The sequence below is a fragment of the Candidatus Manganitrophus morganii genome (assembly GCA_021651055.1).
Lineage (GTDB): Bacteria > Nitrospirota > Nitrospiria > SBBL01 > Manganitrophaceae > Manganitrophus > Manganitrophus morganii.
This window is the reverse complement of the sequence record JAJHOH010000001.1, coordinates 3,600,710-3,616,963: the sequence shown is the minus strand read 5'-3', so window position 1 is coordinate 3,616,963 and position 16,254 is coordinate 3,600,710. Positions and strand designations below refer to the sequence as shown.

Sequence of the window (16,254 nt, the reverse complement as noted above, 5' to 3'; positions counted from 1 at the left end):
TTTTGATGACGAAAGATTTGAATTCGCACTTACAACTCCGGGTCACCTGAAAACGTTTCCGCAGTTATTTGAGCATGCTTTTTAGCTCCCGCTCCCGCCATATTTCATAAATAACCGGATAGACCAGCAACTCCAAAATAAATGAGGTGAGAATCCCGCCAATCATCGGGGCGGCGATTCGGCGCATCAAGTCCGATCCTGTCCCGGTCGACCACATAATCGGAAGGAGACCGAGAAGCATCACGCTCACCGTCATTACCTTCGGCCGAAGCCGATGCACCGCCCCTTCGGTAATTGCCTCCTTCAAATCGTATGCATTACGCATTAACCCTTTCGCCTTCCGATCCTCATAGGCAAGGTCAAGATAGAGCAGCATGAAAACCCCGGTTTCGGCATCGAGCCCCATTAAGGCGATCAATCCGACCCAAACACCGATGCTCATGTTGTAATCGAGCAGGAAGAGAAAGAGAATGGCGCCGACCGCCGAGAAGGGGAGCGCCAGCAAGACAATCAGCGTCTTCACCGTCGAGCCGGTATTGAGATAAAGCAGCAGAAAGATAATGAAGAGGGTCAGAGGAAGGACCACCTTTAAATGCTCTCTGGCTCGGAGCAAATATTCATACTGTCCTGCCCAGACGAGCGAATAACCGGGGGGAAGTTTCACCTTTTCCGCGACGACCCGCTGCGCTTCTTTCACATAGCCGCCGAGATCGGACCACGCCGTGTCGACAAAAACGATGCCGGCGAGCATGCCGTTTTCGTTTTTAACCATCGACGGCCCTTCGTTGTATTCAATTTGAGCAAGCTGCGCCATCGGGATCTGAGCGCCGGCCGGCGTCGGGACCAAGACTCTTTTCAACTTCTCAATGTCATCCCGGAATTCTCTGGCATAGCGGACGTTGATCGGATAGCGCTCCCGGCCTTCGACGGTCTGTGAAATATTCTTGCCGCCGATGGCCGTTTCAATGACCTCTTGAATCTCGTCCACCCGAAGTCCATAACGCGCAGCGGCGTTCCGGTCGATGACGAAATCAAGATAGTAGCCTCCGGTCACCCGCTCAAAGAATGAAGAGCGGGTCTCTTTCATTTGCGCCAGAACCCCTTCGATCCGCCGGCCGATCTGGTTGATCTCTTCGAGATCCGGCCCCAAGACCTTAATTCCAATGTTGCTGCGGATACCGGTGGCGAGCATCTCGGTCCGGGTCTGGATCGGCATCCACCAAATGTTGGCAACGCCGGGAAATTGTAGTTTTCTGTCCATCTCCGCGATCAACTTGTCCCAGGTCATCCCTTCGCGCCATTGCGCTTTCGGCTTCAGCGTGATGACGGTCTCCCCCATACTCAACGGAGCCGGGTCGGTGGCAGTTTTCGCTTCTCCAATTTTTCCGAAGACCCGCTCCACTTCCGGGAATTCTTTCAACATCTGATCTTGAAGACGAAGGATCCGGGTCGCCTCGGTGATCGAGATGCCCGGCAGGGTCGTCGGCATATAGAGGATCGTTCCCTCATTGAGCGGAGGCATAAATTCGGAGCCGAGGCGAAGATAGATCGGGATAGTAAGGAGAACAATGAGGAAGGCGGAGATCACGACCGGCCAGCGGTGTCGCAGAACAAACTCCAGAATCGGGTGGTAGATCCGCTGGAGCGGCCGGCTGATTGGGTGCCGCTCTTCCGGATAATACTTCCCGACCAGAAGAGGATTGGCGATCCGGGAGAGCCACTTGGGCCGGAAGATGAAGGGATTCATCCGGGTGAAGAGCATCCGCATCGCCGGATCGAACGTGATCGCCAGGACCGCGGCAATCGCCATCGTCAGATTTTTGGTAAACGCCAGCGGTTTGAAGAGCCTTCCTTCCTGACCTTGAAGGGTAAAGATCGGGATAAAAGCCACGGCAACAACGAGCAGCGAGAAAAAAACCGAGGGGCCGACCTCTTTGAGGGCCTTCAACCGGACTTCATGATAATCGCCGACCCGACCGGCCGATTCCCATCGCTCCAATTTTTTATAAGCATTTTCCACTTCCACGATGGCGCCGTCGACCAACACCCCGATGGAGATGGCAATGCCCGCAAGCGACATGATGTTCGACGTCAACCCGGAGTAATACATCGGGATGAAAGATAAAATGACCGCAATCGGGATGGTGACGATCGGAACGATGGCGCTCGGGAGATGCCAGAGAAAGAGGAGGATGACCAGGCTCACGATCAGCAGCTCTTCCGTCAAGGTATGCTTCAGTGTCTCAATCGCCTGCTGAATCAGGTCGGATCGATCATAGGTCGGGACGATCTTAACCCCTTCCGGCAGAGAGGGTTCAATCGCTTTGATCTTCTCCTTTACCCGGTCGATGACATTTAACGCATTCTCGCCGAAGCGCATCACGACGATCCCGCCGACCACCTCCCCTTTGCCGTCTAATTCCGTCACCCCCCGCCGAATGTCGGGTCCGATCGCCACATTTGCGATATCCGAGACCCGGATCGGTGTTCCATTGCCATCCGTGCCGAGTGGAATCCCTCGAATATCCTCGGTCGATCGAATATAGCCTTGGCCTCGGATAATATACTCGCGGCCGGCCTGCTCTAAGACCCTTCCCCCCACGTCGTTGTTGCTCGCCCGGATTGCGGAGATGACCTCGTGGAATGGAATGCGGTAGGCCGCCAGCCGGTTCGGATCGACATTGACCTGATATTGTTTGACGAAGCCTCCGACAGAAGCGACTTCAGCGACCCCCGGCACCGATTGGAGCCAGTAGCGGAGGGTCCAGTCCTGAAAAGAGCGAAGCTCGGCAAGGTCATGCCGTCCGGTTTCATCGATCAAGGCGTACTCATAAACCCAGCCGACGCCGGTGGCATCGGGTCCCAACGTCGGCGTCACCCCCTCCGGCAGCTTGCCGGTGACCCCCTGCATGTATTCTAAGACCCGGCTTCTGGCCCAATAAAGATCGGTCCCTTCTTCAAAAATAACGTAGACATACGAAACACCCAACATCGATTGTCCCCGGACGGATTTCACCTTCGGGGCGGAAATCAACGAAGTGATGACGGGATAGGTAATTTGATCTTCGATCAACGTCGGGCTTCGGCCCGGCCACTCGGTGAAGAGGATCACCTGGGTGTCGGAGAGATCCGGAATAGCATCGAGCGGAACACGCCGTATCGCCCAGATGGCCCACACGACCAGAAAGGCGGTGAGGATGAGGACAAGGAATTTATTTCGAGCGGAATAGTCGATGATTTTTTCAATCATGTTGTCTGGACCCTGTATAATGGCTGTACGCCTCGACCTTTCGGGTCGCCTACATCCCCGGCATTCCTTCCATCCCTTCCATTTCGCCGCCGGCCTCCAGGGTGAATGTCTCCTGGACTTCCGGCTTGCCAGGAACGGTCATCAATGCGGTCACCTCCCACGTTCCGGCCATCCCGAATTTGGCTTTGCCTTCGTATTGTCCGTTCTTAAACAAGGCGGGAATCTTGGCGGCCTTCATTCCCGGCATCGGCATGGTGTAGGAGAAGACGACCTTCGCATTTTCGATCGGTTTTCCTGCCGCATCGGTTACGACGAGATGAAGAAGGTTCTCTCCATCGATGGGGGGAGAGGGTTTCGTAGCGAGGATCAAGGTCAGATCTCCTTTCTTTTTCTTCTGGGGACCAGAAAGGGTCTGCTCTCCCTCAGGTTGCACTTCCATCCCATCCATCTTCATTTCACCCATTTCGGCCTGCTCCATCCGGATGCCGGCCATACCGAGCGCTCCCATCATGTTGGCCGACGCCATCAGCTTGCTCTCCGAGTCGATCAGAAAGTTGGCCGAGGTGATGATCCGCTCTCCGGGGTTCAGCCCTTCTTGGATGAGGTAGGACCCGTCGATCCGACGCGCCTTGACCTCCTTCGGCGCGTACATCTCCATCCCTTGATCGACGAAGACGATCTGGCGCAGACCTGCGTCGAGAACGGCCGATTCGGGGACCAGAAGTCCCCTCCCGAGACGGGATCTCAGATCGACCTGAGAAAACATCTCCGGTTTGAGCTTGAGCCCCGGATTCGGAAGCTCCAGCCGTACCCGGACGGTCCGGGTCTGAGGGTTGAGAAACGGATCGATATAGGCCACCTTTCCGTGAAAGATCTCGCCGGGATAGGCGGCCACGGTCATGGCGGCCTCTTGCCCTTCTTTTACAAATGAAAGATCGGACTCATAGACTTCAGCAATCACCCAGACGGTCGAGAGGTCGGCAATTTCATAGAGGGTCGCCTCCGGTGTGACCCGCATCCCTTGGACCCCCTCTCTATGGGTGACGACACCGTTGATCGGGGAGGTGATCGTGATCGCCGTCTGCGGCTCTCCCCGCTCCTCCAGTTCCTGAATCTGCCTTTCGGTAATCCCGAACAAAAGAAGTCTTCTTCGCACTGAGGCGAGAAGCGCGCCTCCGGTCTCCCGCACCTCGGCGATCGGACTGGCCCCCAGCCTCTCCCAACCCCGCTTCGCCAGCAGGTACTCCTGCTGGGTGGAGAGGAGATCGGGAGAGTAGAGGGTGAGAAGCGGCTCTCCCTTTTTCACCTCTTGACCGGTGAAATTGACGAAGAGATCCTGAATCCAGCCGTCTACCCTCAGGTTGATTCGAGCGAGCTTTCGCTCATCATAGGCAACCCGTCCAGCGGCCCGGATCACCTTCTCGATCTCTCTTTCCTGAACCTCGGCCACTTTGACCCCGATCCGTTGTTTTTTCTCCGGGGTCAGCATCGCCGTCGTCCGGCCGGTCTCATCGATATCCATCGCCATCTCTTCCATGCCATCGGGTGTCCCATCCTGCTCGTTCATTGGCGCGTCCGCTTTTGTATCCCCCATGGCGCGATTCTGCGTCATGTAGAAACCAATGACCGAGAGGGTCAGAAGCAAAACAGCCAATGTGGTTCCCCTTCGAGCTTTTCGAAAGATTTTCATCTTTGTCTCCTCCTGTTTCTTATTTGCTTAAAACATTTTTCCCGTCATCTCTTCCAGTTCGGCGAGACGCTTCCAAATCTCCGCCAGTGTCCGAAAATAAGTCAGTTCCAATCTCTTGATGTTCTCTTGCGCATCAATCAGTGTGAGGAAATCATTCTTCTTCGCTTCATATCCGACGGCGGCCGCTTCTAACGATTGCTCGGCCAGCGGCAGGATTCCCTGTTGGTAAAGCGTGGCAAGGCGCTTGGCCGTCTGGAAACGGACAAAGAGGTCTTTAATGCGAAATTGGGTCTCATTGAGGGCGGCCTGGCGGTCGGCTTCAGCGCGCGACTGCTCCGCCTCATTTTCTCGAATGCGTGCATCATATTTCTTCTTATTCATCCAGGGGAGGTTAATCTTGATGGAGGCCATCCAACGATTCGAGCCGTCGTGGACATCCCAATACCCGACTTCTGCCACGACATCGGGAAAGAGATCTCGCTCGGCCAGCGCGACCGATTCTTCCCCGCGTCGGATCGCCAGCGCCTGCATCTGGATTTCGGGCCGGGCCGCTTCGGCTTCACGCTGCAGCATCTCTAATTCCGGCTCAACGGCCGGAATCGTCGGCGTTTCGGGGACGCCTAGAGAGGCATCGGGAAGGCGATCGAGGAGCGCATTGAGCCGCGCCGCCGCAACGTTCCGATCCTGCTCCGACGTCACCAATGCGTTGGAGAGGTCAAGCAGCTCGACCTGGGCGCGGATCACATCTTGCTGGCCGACCTCCCCGACGGCAAATTTCTCCTGGGCGATGATAGAGAATCGTCGCGCCAGCACCACCTGTTTGTGGTGAATGTCGAGCGCCTTATGCGTGAAGAAGAAATCATAATAAGCTTGCTTCGCCTCTTTGACGATTTTCAAACGAACCGCACGGGACTCTTCACTCGCCATGCTGGTTTCGAGCTTGGCGATATCGCCGCGGAGCGCTCTCTTCCCAAAGAAGGGAAAGTTTTGGGAGAGGGTATACCAGGTTTCATCGGCATCGAAGAGATTGAAGTTGGAAGGGATCGACCATTGCATCACCCCGAACTGGGGATCCTCCAAGGCGCGCGCCTGCGGGATCCGCGCTTCTGCGGCGCGCGCCCCCCGCTCGGCCGCGCGGACCTGCGGATTCCGTTGGATGACCTCCTGAAGCACTTCTTCCAAGCGCAAGGTTGGAGTTGCTTCTTCGGCGGCAGATGTGACCATCGGAATGACAATCGCGCCAATTAATAAAATGGAGGACAAGAGGAGTCGTTTCATCGTAGACCACTCCAGCAGATATCAATATGGGTGAAATAAGATGAGCGATCGCGCACTCTGATTTTTCAGAAACGAGCGCAATCAGTCGTGACGAGATTTGGAGTGGATCGGTTTAAAGCAGAAGGGTACGGTGGAGGATAAAAAGATCCTCACGAGGTTGGGACAGGGGTTGATCTGAATCAATTCTGGACAAAATAACAGGGGGCGGGGCCTTACAGGAGCGGGAAATCAAAGCAAGACCATCCTCCACGAGAATGGCGGGCATATAAAGCTGGGGTCCTGCGTGAAGGGAGCGTTGCTGATCGGACAGGTTGCAGAAACTTTTGGCCAGCTCCGGCGATGTGACGGTCTTGCATGGCAGGACGCAGCAATCGTCGGCTTTCGGCGCCCAATCGGGAACCATGCAAGCACTGGCCAGAGAGAGATTGAGAAAGGAAAAAGCCAGGATAATAAGCGTAATATATTTGGCTTTTTTACTCAAAAACATAGCTATCCTGAATTTTTCAGGAAGCATACAGGTTCGATGATCCGATGTCAAGGGATTGATCCGGCCGGCATACCACAGATAGATTTATGTCACGCGATAGATCGGACCGAATTTTTCCTTCAAATATTGAACGAAGTAGGTTGGGTTCAAGGGTTCCCCCGTGACGCGGCGGACCAATTCTTCGGTCGGATATTGTTTTCCCCACCGGTGGATCTTTTCGTTCAGCCACTTTTTCAACGGCAGGAGATTCCCCTTCGCGATCTCCCCTTCGAGACCCGGCATTTCCTTCTTCGCCTGATTCAAAAACTGAACCGAATAGAGGTTGCCGAGAGTGTAGGTCGGAAAATAGCCGATCGCCCCGCCCGACCAGTGGATGTCTTGAAGGACGCCGTGGGCGTCGGAGTCGGGTACCACGCCGAGGTATTGACGCATCTTCTCGTTCCAGAGCGACGGAAGTTCTTCGACCGGAAGATTCTCCTCGATCAATGCCCGCTCGATTTCAAACCGGACCATGATATGGAGGTTGTAGGTCAGCTCATCGGCTTCGACGCGGATCAGCGATGGGCGGACGGTGTTCACCGCCGCATAGAAGGTTTCCGGATCGACCCCCCTCAACCCTTCCGGAAAGGTCTTCTGAAGGATCGGATAAAAATACCCCCAGAACGGCTTCGATCGGCCGATGCCGTTTTCCCAGAGACGGGATTGGCTCTCATGAACCCCGAGCGAGCGCGCCTCGCCGAGCGGCGTTCCGTAGAGATCGGCCTGGAGCCCCTGATCGTAGAGGGCGTGCCCCCCCTCGTGAATCGAGCTGTAGAGGGAGGAGAGGAGATCATGCTCGTCCACCCGCGTAGTGATCCGGACATCGGTGGGGTGAAAAGAGGTGGTGAAGGGATGCGCCGAGAGATCCTGCCGGCCCGTAGTAAAATCAAAGCCCATTGCATCCAAAACCTGTTGGCCGAAAGCCAGCTGTTTCTCAGGCGCATAAGAGCGGCGGAGAAAATCGCACTTCGGCTGGACCGGCGAGTGGACGATCTTCTCAAGCAGCGGCACCAATTCCTGCTTCAATGCGGCAAAGAGGGGAACCAATTGCGCCACCGTCATCCCCGGCTCATACGCATCAAGCAACGCATCGTAAGGAGAATCCTTGTAACCGATATAGCCGATCTCTTCTTTCTTCAGATCGACCATCGTCTTGAGGTGCGGCATAAACAGCGAGAAGTCGCTCTTCTTTCGCGCCTCCACCCAGACCTGCTCCGAGATCGACGAAGCCTTCGCAAACCGCCGGACAAATTCCGATGGAAGCTTCGTCGCCTTGTCGTAGTCTCGCCAAACCTCTCTCAAAAGCGCCTGCGGCGCCTCGTCCCACTCCCCCTTGATTCCACCGCTCTTCAAATCAACCCACTGGGAGAGAAGCCGCTGCATTTCCGGCCCGACGCTCTTGTCGTGCGCCAAACCGCCCAAGGACGACAACTGCTCCGCCCGCGCTTGTCCCGCCCCCGGCGGCATGTAGGTCTCCTGGTCCCAATGAAAGATCGAAATCGCGCTGGAAAGATGTTGTATCTCTTGAAGGTATTCGATGAGCGGCTTGAGATCTTGAAGGGTCTTCATGAGGGGACCTCCGAAAGGTTTCAGTCATTGTATCCGAAGCCGCCGGGGAAGACAATGTATGCGGGGATTTTATTAGAAATAAAGAGCGTCGAAATCGAGGCCGCGCCCCTTTCAAGAGGATCACACAACATATGATGATTGACAAGCCCCTCCCAGCGGTTTAGAATTTTTTATTACCCTCATTATTAAGGAAGGAGACCGCCATTAGCGACTCATCCAAATATTATTCGCCGCAACGGGAAACTCCGCAGGAAAAGCGCTCTCAAGGCCCGCTCCAACTGATCGACCGCATCCTTGCGTCCACCCCCCAGGAAGATCCCCGCTATTCTTTAATGAATGCGCTGCGGGGCAAGATCCTCGAAGGGGAGCTGAACCTCCAACAGGTTCAATCGGAGATCAAGAAGCTGAATCAGGTGGTGGAAAAGGTCACCGCGCCGGCCAACCGGATCGGCACCCTCCTGGGACTCCCCGCGCCCGATCTGGCGCACATCGTGGTCGGCGGGGCGGACTATTACACGAATGTTGACCCGCGCCTCAAACCGGAAGCGCTGCAGATCGGCACGCAGGTCTTGGTGAATGAAGCCTTCGTCGTCCTCCGCGCCATCGGCTATGACCGGAACGGATTGGTTCAAAAAATCACCGACCTTCTCCCGGACGGCCGGCTTCGCGTCGGGCAGGATGTCGGAGCGCAGTCGTCTCTGCTGATCCGTTCCTCCCAATTGACCGAAGAAAAACTGAAGGTCGGCGATGAGGTCCGGATCGACGCCAGCCACCGGGTCGCCGTGGAGAAGGTCAACAACGCCCAGCGGCGGGAGTATTTCCTGGAAGAGACGCCGAAAGTTTCCTGGGAAGAGATCGGCGGCCAGAAGGAGGCGATCGACGCGATCCGCAATACACTCGAGCATCCCCTCCTCTACCCCGACCTCTTCAAGAAGTACAACTTCTCCCAGCCGAAGGGCTTCCTCTTATACGGTCCCCCCGGCTGCGGCAAGACGTTGATCGGGAAAGCGACCGCCTATAGCCTGGTCCAGAAACTGAAAGATCAAGGCAACCCGCAGGTCGAAGAATTTTTCCTTCACGTGAAGGGGCCCGAGATTTTGAACATGTGGCTCGGCGAGTCGGAGCGGATGATCCGAGAGATCTTCGCGCGCGCCCGCGAAAAACGGGGGGCCGGCTACCTCCCCTTCATCTTCATCGACGAGGCGGAGTCGATCCTCGGAACACGCCGCTCGATGCGCTCTCACAACATCCTCAGCACCCTCGTTCCGATGTTCTGCGCCGAGATGGACGGAATCGAATCGCTCAAGGAGATGGTGATTATCCTCGCCTCCAACCGCCCCGACCTGATCGACCCGGCGGTGCTACGTCCCGGACGGATCGACCGGAAGATCAAAATCAATCGCCCCGACCGGACCGGCACCGAGGAGATCTTCGGCATTTACGTGACCCCGGAAGTTCCCCTCGCGCCGAGTCTGATGAAAGCCCAGGGCAATGATCCGGCGCAGGCACGTCAGGCCTTGATCAAGGCGGGGGTCGATGCGATCTTTTCAAAAGGTCCGGCGCAGCAGATTCTGGAATTGCAGCTTCGGAGCAGCCGTCGCGAGATCCTCCACCGGTCGGACCTGATCAGCGGCGCCCTCATCGCGTCGATCATCCAACGGGCCAAGGAGCGGGCGATCAAACGAACCATCAGCGAAGGGGAAGAGGGAATCACGATTGAAGACGTCACCCTCGCCGTGGAGACCGAATACCGAGAGGGAGAGATCCTCCCCCCCAACGACATCGTCGAAGATTGGCTGAAGCTGATCGACGTCGATCCGGAGAATGTCGTCGGCCTCTCTCTGCTCGACAAAAAGGACCGGCCCAAACCCGAGAAGCGAGTTATCTAATGCTGAAGCTCTTTGGGATCGAAACCGAGTATGGAATTACCCGGGAAGACTTAGAAGCGGTCGATCCGGTGGTGGAGTCGATGGAGTTGGTCCGCGCCTATCTCACCCGTCCCTTTCGTCCCGGATGGGATTACAGCGGCGAAGACCCCCGGCAGGACGCCCGCGGATTCCGGGCCGATAAGCTGGCGCAGGATGAAGAAGAGGAAGCGTTCGAGAAACAAGACCGCCACCGGCCCTTCTCCTTTCACGAGATGAAGAGCGACCTTGCCCTGACCAACGGCGCCCGCTTCTATAACGACCACACCCACCCGGAGTATTCGACCCCGGAGTGCCGGTCGCTTCGGGATCTCGTCATCCACGACAAGGCGGGGGAGCGGATCGTCCAGGCCTGCGCCGACCGGCGGAACGCGGCCCTCGGGAATCCGGCGGTCCAGCTCTACAAAAACAACACCGACTTTTACGGCCACAGCTACGGCTGCCACGATAACTACCTTCTCCCCCGATCGATCCCTTTCGACAAAATCATCCGCGATCTCACCCCCTTCCTCGTGACCCGGCAGATTTTCGCTGGGGCGGGGAAGGTCGGAATCGAGAGCCGGGATGGATACCGGGCCGGCGTCTACCAGCTCTCGCAGCGGGCCGATTTCGTCGAAGTGGAGATGTCGGTCGATACGATGGACCGCCGGCCGATCATCAACACGCGGGACGAGCCCCACGCCGACCGGAACCAATATCGGCGCCTTCATCAAATTTTAGGAGACGCCAATCTGTCGGAGACCGCCACCGCGCTGAAGGTGGGGACCACCTGGCTGACCCTTCGTCTCATCGAAATCGGCGCGGCGCCCGCGGCGGCGATCCCGGAGCCGGTCGCCGCAATCCACGCCGTTTCGCTTGATACGACCTGCAAAAAACCGATCAAGCGGATGAATGGGAAAGAGATCTCGCCGATCGACCACCAGCGTCTCTACCTCGCCGCGGCGCAGAAGGCGTTCGGGCAGGAGGCCGATCCGGACACCCAATGGGTCCTGGCAAAGTGGGAAGAGGTGTTGAACGACCTCGAAATCGACCCGATGATGCTGACGAACCGGCTCGACTGGGTCGCCAAGAAATGGCTGCTCGAAACCTTCATGGAGGCGGAAGGGTGCGGATGGGACGACCCGCGCCTTCGGGGTCTCGATCTCGAATACCACAACCTCTCCCCCGACCGGGGGCTCTTCATCGGTCTGGAGATGGAAGGAGCGATGGAACGGCTCTCCACCGAAGCGGAGATCAAAGATGCGATGACGACCCCCCCCGCCGACACTCGCGCCGCGATCCGAGGGCTTTGCATCGAAAAGTTTTACGACCAGATCCAGCGAATCCAATGGGAACGGGTGGTTTTTCAAAATGGACTCTTCAATAAAACCTTGGAGATGAACACCCTGTTCGATCCGGCCGAGATCGCCGCGCTGCGAGCCCGCATCGGGGCGGCCGCCAACTTCAAAGAGATTTTTAATTCATAGGAGAAAAGATCATGACCGAATTCATGGAACGACGGGAACGCCCGGTGAACCCGCTCGAAAAACCGCGCGAGGAGACCGGACCGAAGCGTCCCGACACCGACTCCAGCAAGGAAAATCTCTTAAAGCGGATGCGGAAGGTCGATCCGAAACAGGCGGAGCGGTACCGACAGAGAACCGGAGAATAATCGATGCATAATGGTGACTTTTGGTCTCTTCTCAAAACCAACGGTTATAAATTAGGACCGGGAACCCTTCCGGAAGGGAGAGAGCCGATTGAAAGCAAAATCGCCCTGACGCAAGGAACGACCATCTTTGGACTGAAATACAAAGAGGGTGTCTTGGTTGCGGGAGATCGCCGGGCGACCGCTGGAACGACGGTGATGTACGACCGGACCGACAAGGTCCTCGAGATCGACCGCCATTCGGTGATGGCGATCGCGGGGGTCCCCGCGACCGCCTTCGAAATTGCCCGCGTGATGGAGCATACCTTCAAGTATTATCGGCGCAGCCAGCTTCAGGAGCTGAGCCTTGAAGGAAAGGTCCGCGCCCTCTCGAAACTCCTCAAGGAAAACATCCCGATGGCAATCCAGGGGATCGGCGCCGTCGCCCCCATCTATGCTGTTTACGATGTGGCGCGGAAAGAAGGGAAGCTCTTTTTCTACGACATTCTCGGCGCCGGATTCGAAGCGGTTGAATTCACCACCTCCGGTTCCGGTTCCCCGGCCATTCGTGGAATCCTTCAGTATGAGAATCGCTGGGGGAAGCGCCCGCTGGCCGAGCTCTCCGAGGAGGCGGCGATCACCCTGACGATGCGACTCCTGGAGACGGCGGCCGAATTCGACGCCGCCACCGGCGGGAGCAACCGAGAAGCCCATCTCTACCCGGTGATTAAACTGGTCACGATGGAAGGGGTCCGAGAAATTCCTCAGAAAACACTCGAATCGCTCTATTCACGAAACGTCGTCGGCCGCTCTACCGCGGGAGAACCGGGGCTGGGCATCGGATAACATCTGACTTCTGAAAGGAAGAGAGAAATGGTTTATGACGAGCCTTACCGATGGGTCGAAGCGGTTCGAAATCGGCGCGATTATCTTGAAGAACAACTTTCCGCCGGCAGCCCGATCGTCGCCCTCCCCTATGAAAACGGGGTCTTGATGGCGACCCTCGGCGCCGGCACGTCGAAGCTGTATGAAGTGTATGACCAGATCGCGTTCGGCGGAATCGGCCATCCGGCCGATCTGGAGAAGCTGCGAAATGTCGTCCTCGATGCCGCCCATGTGGAAGGCTTCAATCGCTCCCCGGTCGATGTCACGGTCCGCCGGCTGATGAAATTTATTTTGGCGCCGATGGTCAAGCAGGCCTTTGAAGAGGTGCTTCACGCTCCCTACATTGCAAAGATCGTGATGGCGGAGATCGGCATCCTCTCCGGCAAGGCGCTTTTCTTCCATCTGAATTATGACGGGGTCTTCGAAGAGCAGGAGCGCGGGGTGGTCCTGGCGCCGACGGCGCCGATGAGCGAGCGGATGGCGGCTTTTCTCAATGCCGCCGGGGAGACCCACTCCGTGTCGCTCAAGGAGGCCCTGCAGATTGCCCTGAGAACCTGGGCGGTCTCTCAGCTTCCGACCGATCTGGAGGCGGAAAAAGAGGCCGGCGCCCCCCCGACGCCAAAGGAGCTCGATCCGTTGTTGAAGCGGTCGCTCGAATCGCACACCCTCGAAGCGGCCCTTCTTGACCGGACCCAGCCGGGGAGCTCGAAATACCGGACCCTTTCTCATGACGAAATCGAACAGGCGCTGAAGGGGTGGTTGAAATAGATGCTTTCGCGGATTATGGGTCTCGAAACCGAATACGGCTGTCTGGTGAATCAAGAGCGCCCGAACGATTCGCCTGAGCGGATCGCGTACCGAATCAAAGAGACGATCTTCAAAAAGAAAAAACTCGGGTTGATCGACCTGCACCATCGGGCCCACGACGAGCCGCCGGGAAACGGCGGATTTCTTCTCAACGGCGGCCGGATCTATATCGACATGGGACATCTGGAGTATGCTTCACCGGAGTGCCTCTCCCTCACCGATCTGGTTGCCTATGATCGGGCGGGAGACCGAATCTTGCAGGAGGCGGTCGAAGCCTTGGGGCTGGGAGAACGGGTCTCGATCATCAAAAACAATGTCGATCATGAAACCGGCGCCACCTTCGGATCACATGAAAATTACCTCGTCGCCCGCGACTTCCCCTTTTCCTACGACGGCCTGGGCCAGCTGATCCCCTTCCTGGTGACCCGCCAGATCTTCACCGGGACGGGGCGGGTCGGCGCGCATCTGGTCCCCGACGGCTGGGTCGCTCTGGGCGAGCGGGCACTGCCGCAGATCGACTTTCAGATCTCGCAGCGGGCCGACCATATCGTCAACGATTTCTACCAGTGGGTCCAGTTCAACCGCGCCATCATCAACACCCGCGATGAGCCGCTGGCCGATCCGAACCGGTATCGGCGCATCCACCTTCTCCTCGGCGACTCCAACATGCTCGAATATGCCACCGCGCTGAAATTCGGAACCACCTCCATCATGCTTTCCCTGATCGAGGAAGGGGCGGTTCCGGACGATCTGGCGCTGGCGGACGCTGTTCTCGATTTAAGGCAGATCTCGCGCGATCCGGAGCGGCAGTGGATCGTCACCCTTCAGAACGGAAAGCGGATTTCCGCCGTCGAGCTTCAATCCCTTCTTCAACAAAAAGCGGAACGAACGCTCGCCGGAAAGGATGATCAGACCGATTGGATCATCTCGGAATGGGGAAAGACGCTGGAGGCGCTCGCCGCCGATCCGGAACGACTGGTCGGCAAGATCGACTGGATCTCAAAATGGTGGCTTCTGGAGTCGTTTCGAGAGGCGGAAGGGGTCGACTGGCAGGACCCCTGGATGGCCAGCCTCGATCTGGAGTACCATAATCTCAACCGCTCTCGCGGGCTCGCCGTCGCCTTGGAAGAAGAAGGAAAGGCCCTCCGTCGGACCACCGACGATGCCATCGATCTGGCGGTGGAATGTCCCCCCCGGAATACGCGCGCTTCCGCGCGGGGAGAATTGATCCGATCTCTCTTGGAACGGCAAACCCCCTATGTGATCAACTGGTCGAGTTTTTATATCGAGGGGAAAAAACCTTTCTCGATGGAAGATCCGTTTAAGACCTATCGGACCGAGACCGAGGCGTATTTTTTAGGATAAGTTTTCAGGCGGGATCGTACAGAGACCCAATGCGTCTATTTTCGCCAGGAGCAGCTCAAACGAAAACGGTTTCGGAAGGTAATCATTCACCCCGGCCCGAACGGCCTCTTGCTGAACTTCCGGCGAATCCTTCGCCGTCATCATCAAGACCGGGGTCATCCTCCGCTGACGCCTTAATTCTTTGCACACCTCTATTCCATTCATTTCGGGGAGATAGACATCGAGAAGAATAACGTCGTAAGAACGCATCTTCACAAAACCGAGGCCGTCCTCTCCGTTGAGGGCAAGGTCGACGGCATGCCCCTCCCCTTCCAGGCCCCGCTTCAAGAACCCCAATATTCGCTCATCGTCTTCAATGATTAAGATACGCATACACGCTCCCTATTTCATCGCAATGGATATACGGCCTGACTTTGTTCCCGCGGGTGCCGGAGAGATCCCCTTCAGGAACAAGAACTCTCCGGGATATCGAGGGTAAACGTCGTCCCGACCCCCAATGCGCTTTCAACGCGAATGGTCCCTCCAAGCGCGGAGACCATTTTTTTGACAATGGCCAACCCCAAGCCGGTCCCGCTGCCATAAAGAGAGGGTGATTCTCTCACGACCTCCCGCTGATTTCCTTCAAAAAGATGGGGGAGTTCCTGCGGTGCGATCCCGATGCCGATATCCGAGACGGAGAGCCGAATCCCCCTCTGCCCCGGAAGAGAGCAGAGACCGATTTGAATCGTTCCCTTCGGCGTGAATTTAATCGCGTTGCTCAGGAGGTTGATGAGGGCGCTCTTGATCTTCAAGGGATCGGTCATGACGATGTCCGGACAGTCGGGATCGATTCTCTGCTCCAGCTGAAGTCCTTTCTCACGGAGAAAAGGCTCAAAGAGCATCGAGACCCGCTCGAGCAGCTCACGGGGGTTCGTCTCCACCACCTGAACCGGCATCTTGCCCGAATCGATTTTCGAAAAATCCAAGATATTGTTGACCAGGTGAACAAACTCCAAAAGGTCGACATTCATCCGCATGATCGCCTGAGATTGCTCCGGCGTGAGCATCCCGTACGTTCCATTCCGCAGCAATTGGATAAATCCGAGGAGGCTGTTTAAAGGGGTCTTCAGCTCGTGGGCGATATAGGAGAGTAATTGATTCTGCGCCCGGGTCGGATTGCGCTCTCTTCGGTACGGGAGGGTTCCTTTTCTTTTCGCCCGCACCCTTTTCTTCACCGCAAGACGCTTTGCGATCACCATTTTGTTAAGGCGGGCGCGCAGCGTCGTCAGCTCTTTGAGAAGCTCTTCCCTTGTTTTGGCCTGATCACCCATGGAGAACCGGTCCTGTCCGGAG

13 protein-coding genes are annotated in these 16,254 nt (G+C 56.8%); 6 read left to right on the top strand and 7 right to left on the bottom strand.

Going from position 1 to position 16,254, the window contains the following annotated elements; all coding sequences use genetic code 11:
- Nucleotides 1-64 precede the first annotated feature (64 nt).
- From MCM46_16595 to MCM46_16575, 5 genes are all read right to left on the bottom strand, one after another.
- Nucleotides 65-3,250 carry a CusA/CzcA family heavy metal efflux RND transporter gene (locus tag MCM46_16595; GenBank protein ID MCG3113435.1) on the bottom strand — a complete coding sequence of 1,062 codons (3,186 nt, stop codon included), beginning with the start codon at nucleotides 3,248-3,250 and terminating at the stop codon, nucleotides 65-67.
- 49 nt (nucleotides 3,251-3,299) lie between these two features.
- Nucleotides 3,300-4,940, bottom strand: coding sequence for an efflux RND transporter periplasmic adaptor subunit (locus MCM46_16590; GenBank protein ID MCG3113434.1), 1,641 nt, complete (start codon nucleotides 4,938-4,940; stop codon nucleotides 3,300-3,302).
- A 27-nt stretch (nucleotides 4,941-4,967) separates the two neighbouring features.
- Nucleotides 4,968-6,218 (bottom strand): TolC family protein, encoded by a 1,251-nt coding sequence (locus MCM46_16585; GenBank protein ID MCG3113433.1) that lies wholly within the window; start codon nucleotides 6,216-6,218, stop codon nucleotides 4,968-4,970.
- Between the two features lie 112 nt (nucleotides 6,219-6,330).
- Entirely contained in the window at nucleotides 6,331-6,732 is a 402-nt protein-coding gene (locus MCM46_16580; protein ID MCG3113432.1) for a hypothetical protein, read from the bottom strand.
- Between the two features lie 57 nt (nucleotides 6,733-6,789).
- On the bottom strand, nucleotides 6,790-8,313 hold the full coding sequence (locus MCM46_16575; GenBank protein MCG3113431.1) for a carboxypeptidase M32: 1,524 nt from the start codon (nucleotides 8,311-8,313) through the stop codon (nucleotides 6,790-6,792).
- 332 nt (nucleotides 8,314-8,645) lie between these two features.
- Between MCM46_16575 and MCM46_16570 the strand changes: the two genes are divergently transcribed.
- The 6 genes from MCM46_16570 to MCM46_16545 are packed head-to-tail and all read left to right on the top strand — an operon-like array spanning nucleotide 8,646 to nucleotide 14,922.
- The gene (locus MCM46_16570; GenBank protein MCG3113430.1) at nucleotides 8,646-10,202 is read left to right on the top strand and encodes an AAA family ATPase; all 1,557 of its coding nucleotides are present in this window, start codon (nucleotides 8,646-8,648) and stop codon (nucleotides 10,200-10,202) included.
- Nucleotides 10,202-11,704, top strand: coding sequence for a proteasome accessory factor PafA2 family protein (locus MCM46_16565; GenBank protein MCG3113429.1), 1,503 nt, complete (start codon nucleotides 10,202-10,204; stop codon nucleotides 11,702-11,704). The genes MCM46_16570 and MCM46_16565 overlap by 1 nt, the downstream gene beginning before the upstream one ends.
- A gap of 11 nt (nucleotides 11,705-11,715) precedes the next feature.
- Complete coding sequence (locus MCM46_16560; GenBank protein ID MCG3113428.1) at nucleotides 11,716-11,889, top strand: ubiquitin-like protein UBact; 174 nt, start codon at nucleotides 11,716-11,718, stop codon at nucleotides 11,887-11,889.
- Between the two features lie 3 nt (nucleotides 11,890-11,892).
- The gene (locus MCM46_16555) at nucleotides 11,893-12,711 is read left to right on the top strand and encodes a proteasome subunit alpha (GenBank protein ID MCG3113427.1); all 819 of its coding nucleotides are present in this window, start codon (nucleotides 11,893-11,895) and stop codon (nucleotides 12,709-12,711) included.
- Between the two features lie 27 nt (nucleotides 12,712-12,738).
- Nucleotides 12,739-13,518: a 20S proteasome subunit A/B gene (locus MCM46_16550; protein MCG3113426.1), complete on the top strand. Its 780-nt coding sequence runs from the start codon at nucleotides 12,739-12,741 to the stop codon at nucleotides 13,516-13,518.
- Complete coding sequence (locus MCM46_16545) at nucleotides 13,519-14,922, top strand: proteasome accessory factor PafA2 family protein (GenBank protein ID MCG3113425.1); 1,404 nt, start codon at nucleotides 13,519-13,521, stop codon at nucleotides 14,920-14,922.
- Here MCM46_16545 and MCM46_16540 read toward each other — a convergent pair.
- Both MCM46_16540 and MCM46_16535 read right to left on the bottom strand, forming a co-directional pair.
- Nucleotides 14,914-15,294, bottom strand: a complete 381-nt coding sequence (locus tag MCM46_16540) for a response regulator (GenBank protein MCG3113424.1) — start codon at nucleotides 15,292-15,294, stop codon at nucleotides 14,914-14,916. The genes MCM46_16545 and MCM46_16540 overlap by 9 nt on opposite strands.
- A gap of 71 nt (nucleotides 15,295-15,365) precedes the next feature.
- Entirely contained in the window at nucleotides 15,366-16,232 is an 867-nt protein-coding gene (locus MCM46_16535) for a HAMP domain-containing histidine kinase (protein ID MCG3113423.1), read from the bottom strand.
- Nucleotides 16,233-16,254 lie beyond the last annotated feature (22 nt).

Bases quoted from the DNA above. Each gene is read 5' to 3' on its own strand.
- MCM46_16535 (MCG3113423.1), bottom strand. From the start codon at position 16,232: ATGGGTGATCAGGCCAAAACAAGGGAAGAGCTTCTCAAAGAGCTGACG.
- MCM46_16580 (MCG3113432.1), bottom strand. From the start codon at position 6,732: ATGCTTCCTGAAAAATTCAGGATAGCTATGTTTTTGAGTAAAAAAGCC.
- MCM46_16560 (MCG3113428.1), top strand. From the start codon at position 11,716: ATGACCGAATTCATGGAACGACGGGAACGCCCGGTGAACCCGCTCGAA.
- MCM46_16550 (MCG3113426.1), top strand. From the start codon at position 12,739: ATGGTTTATGACGAGCCTTACCGATGGGTCGAAGCGGTTCGAAATCGG.
- MCM46_16540 (MCG3113424.1), bottom strand. From the start codon at position 15,294: ATGCGTATCTTAATCATTGAAGACGATGAGCGAATATTGGGGTTCTTG.
- MCM46_16555 (MCG3113427.1), top strand. From the start codon at position 11,893: ATGCATAATGGTGACTTTTGGTCTCTTCTCAAAACCAACGGTTATAAA.
- MCM46_16565 (MCG3113429.1), top strand. From the start codon at position 10,202: ATGCTGAAGCTCTTTGGGATCGAAACCGAGTATGGAATTACCCGGGAA.
- MCM46_16570 (MCG3113430.1), top strand. From the start codon at position 8,646: ATGAATGCGCTGCGGGGCAAGATCCTCGAAGGGGAGCTGAACCTCCAA.
- MCM46_16590 (MCG3113434.1), bottom strand. From the start codon at position 4,940: ATGAAAATCTTTCGAAAAGCTCGAAGGGGAACCACATTGGCTGTTTTG.
- MCM46_16575 (MCG3113431.1), bottom strand. From the start codon at position 8,313: ATGAAGACCCTTCAAGATCTCAAGCCGCTCATCGAATACCTTCAAGAG.
- MCM46_16545 (MCG3113425.1), top strand. From the start codon at position 13,519: ATGCTTTCGCGGATTATGGGTCTCGAAACCGAATACGGCTGTCTGGTG.
- MCM46_16585 (MCG3113433.1), bottom strand. From the start codon at position 6,218: ATGAAACGACTCCTCTTGTCCTCCATTTTATTAATTGGCGCGATTGTC.
- MCM46_16595 (MCG3113435.1), bottom strand. From the start codon at position 3,250: ATGATTGAAAAAATCATCGACTATTCCGCTCGAAATAAATTCCTTGTC.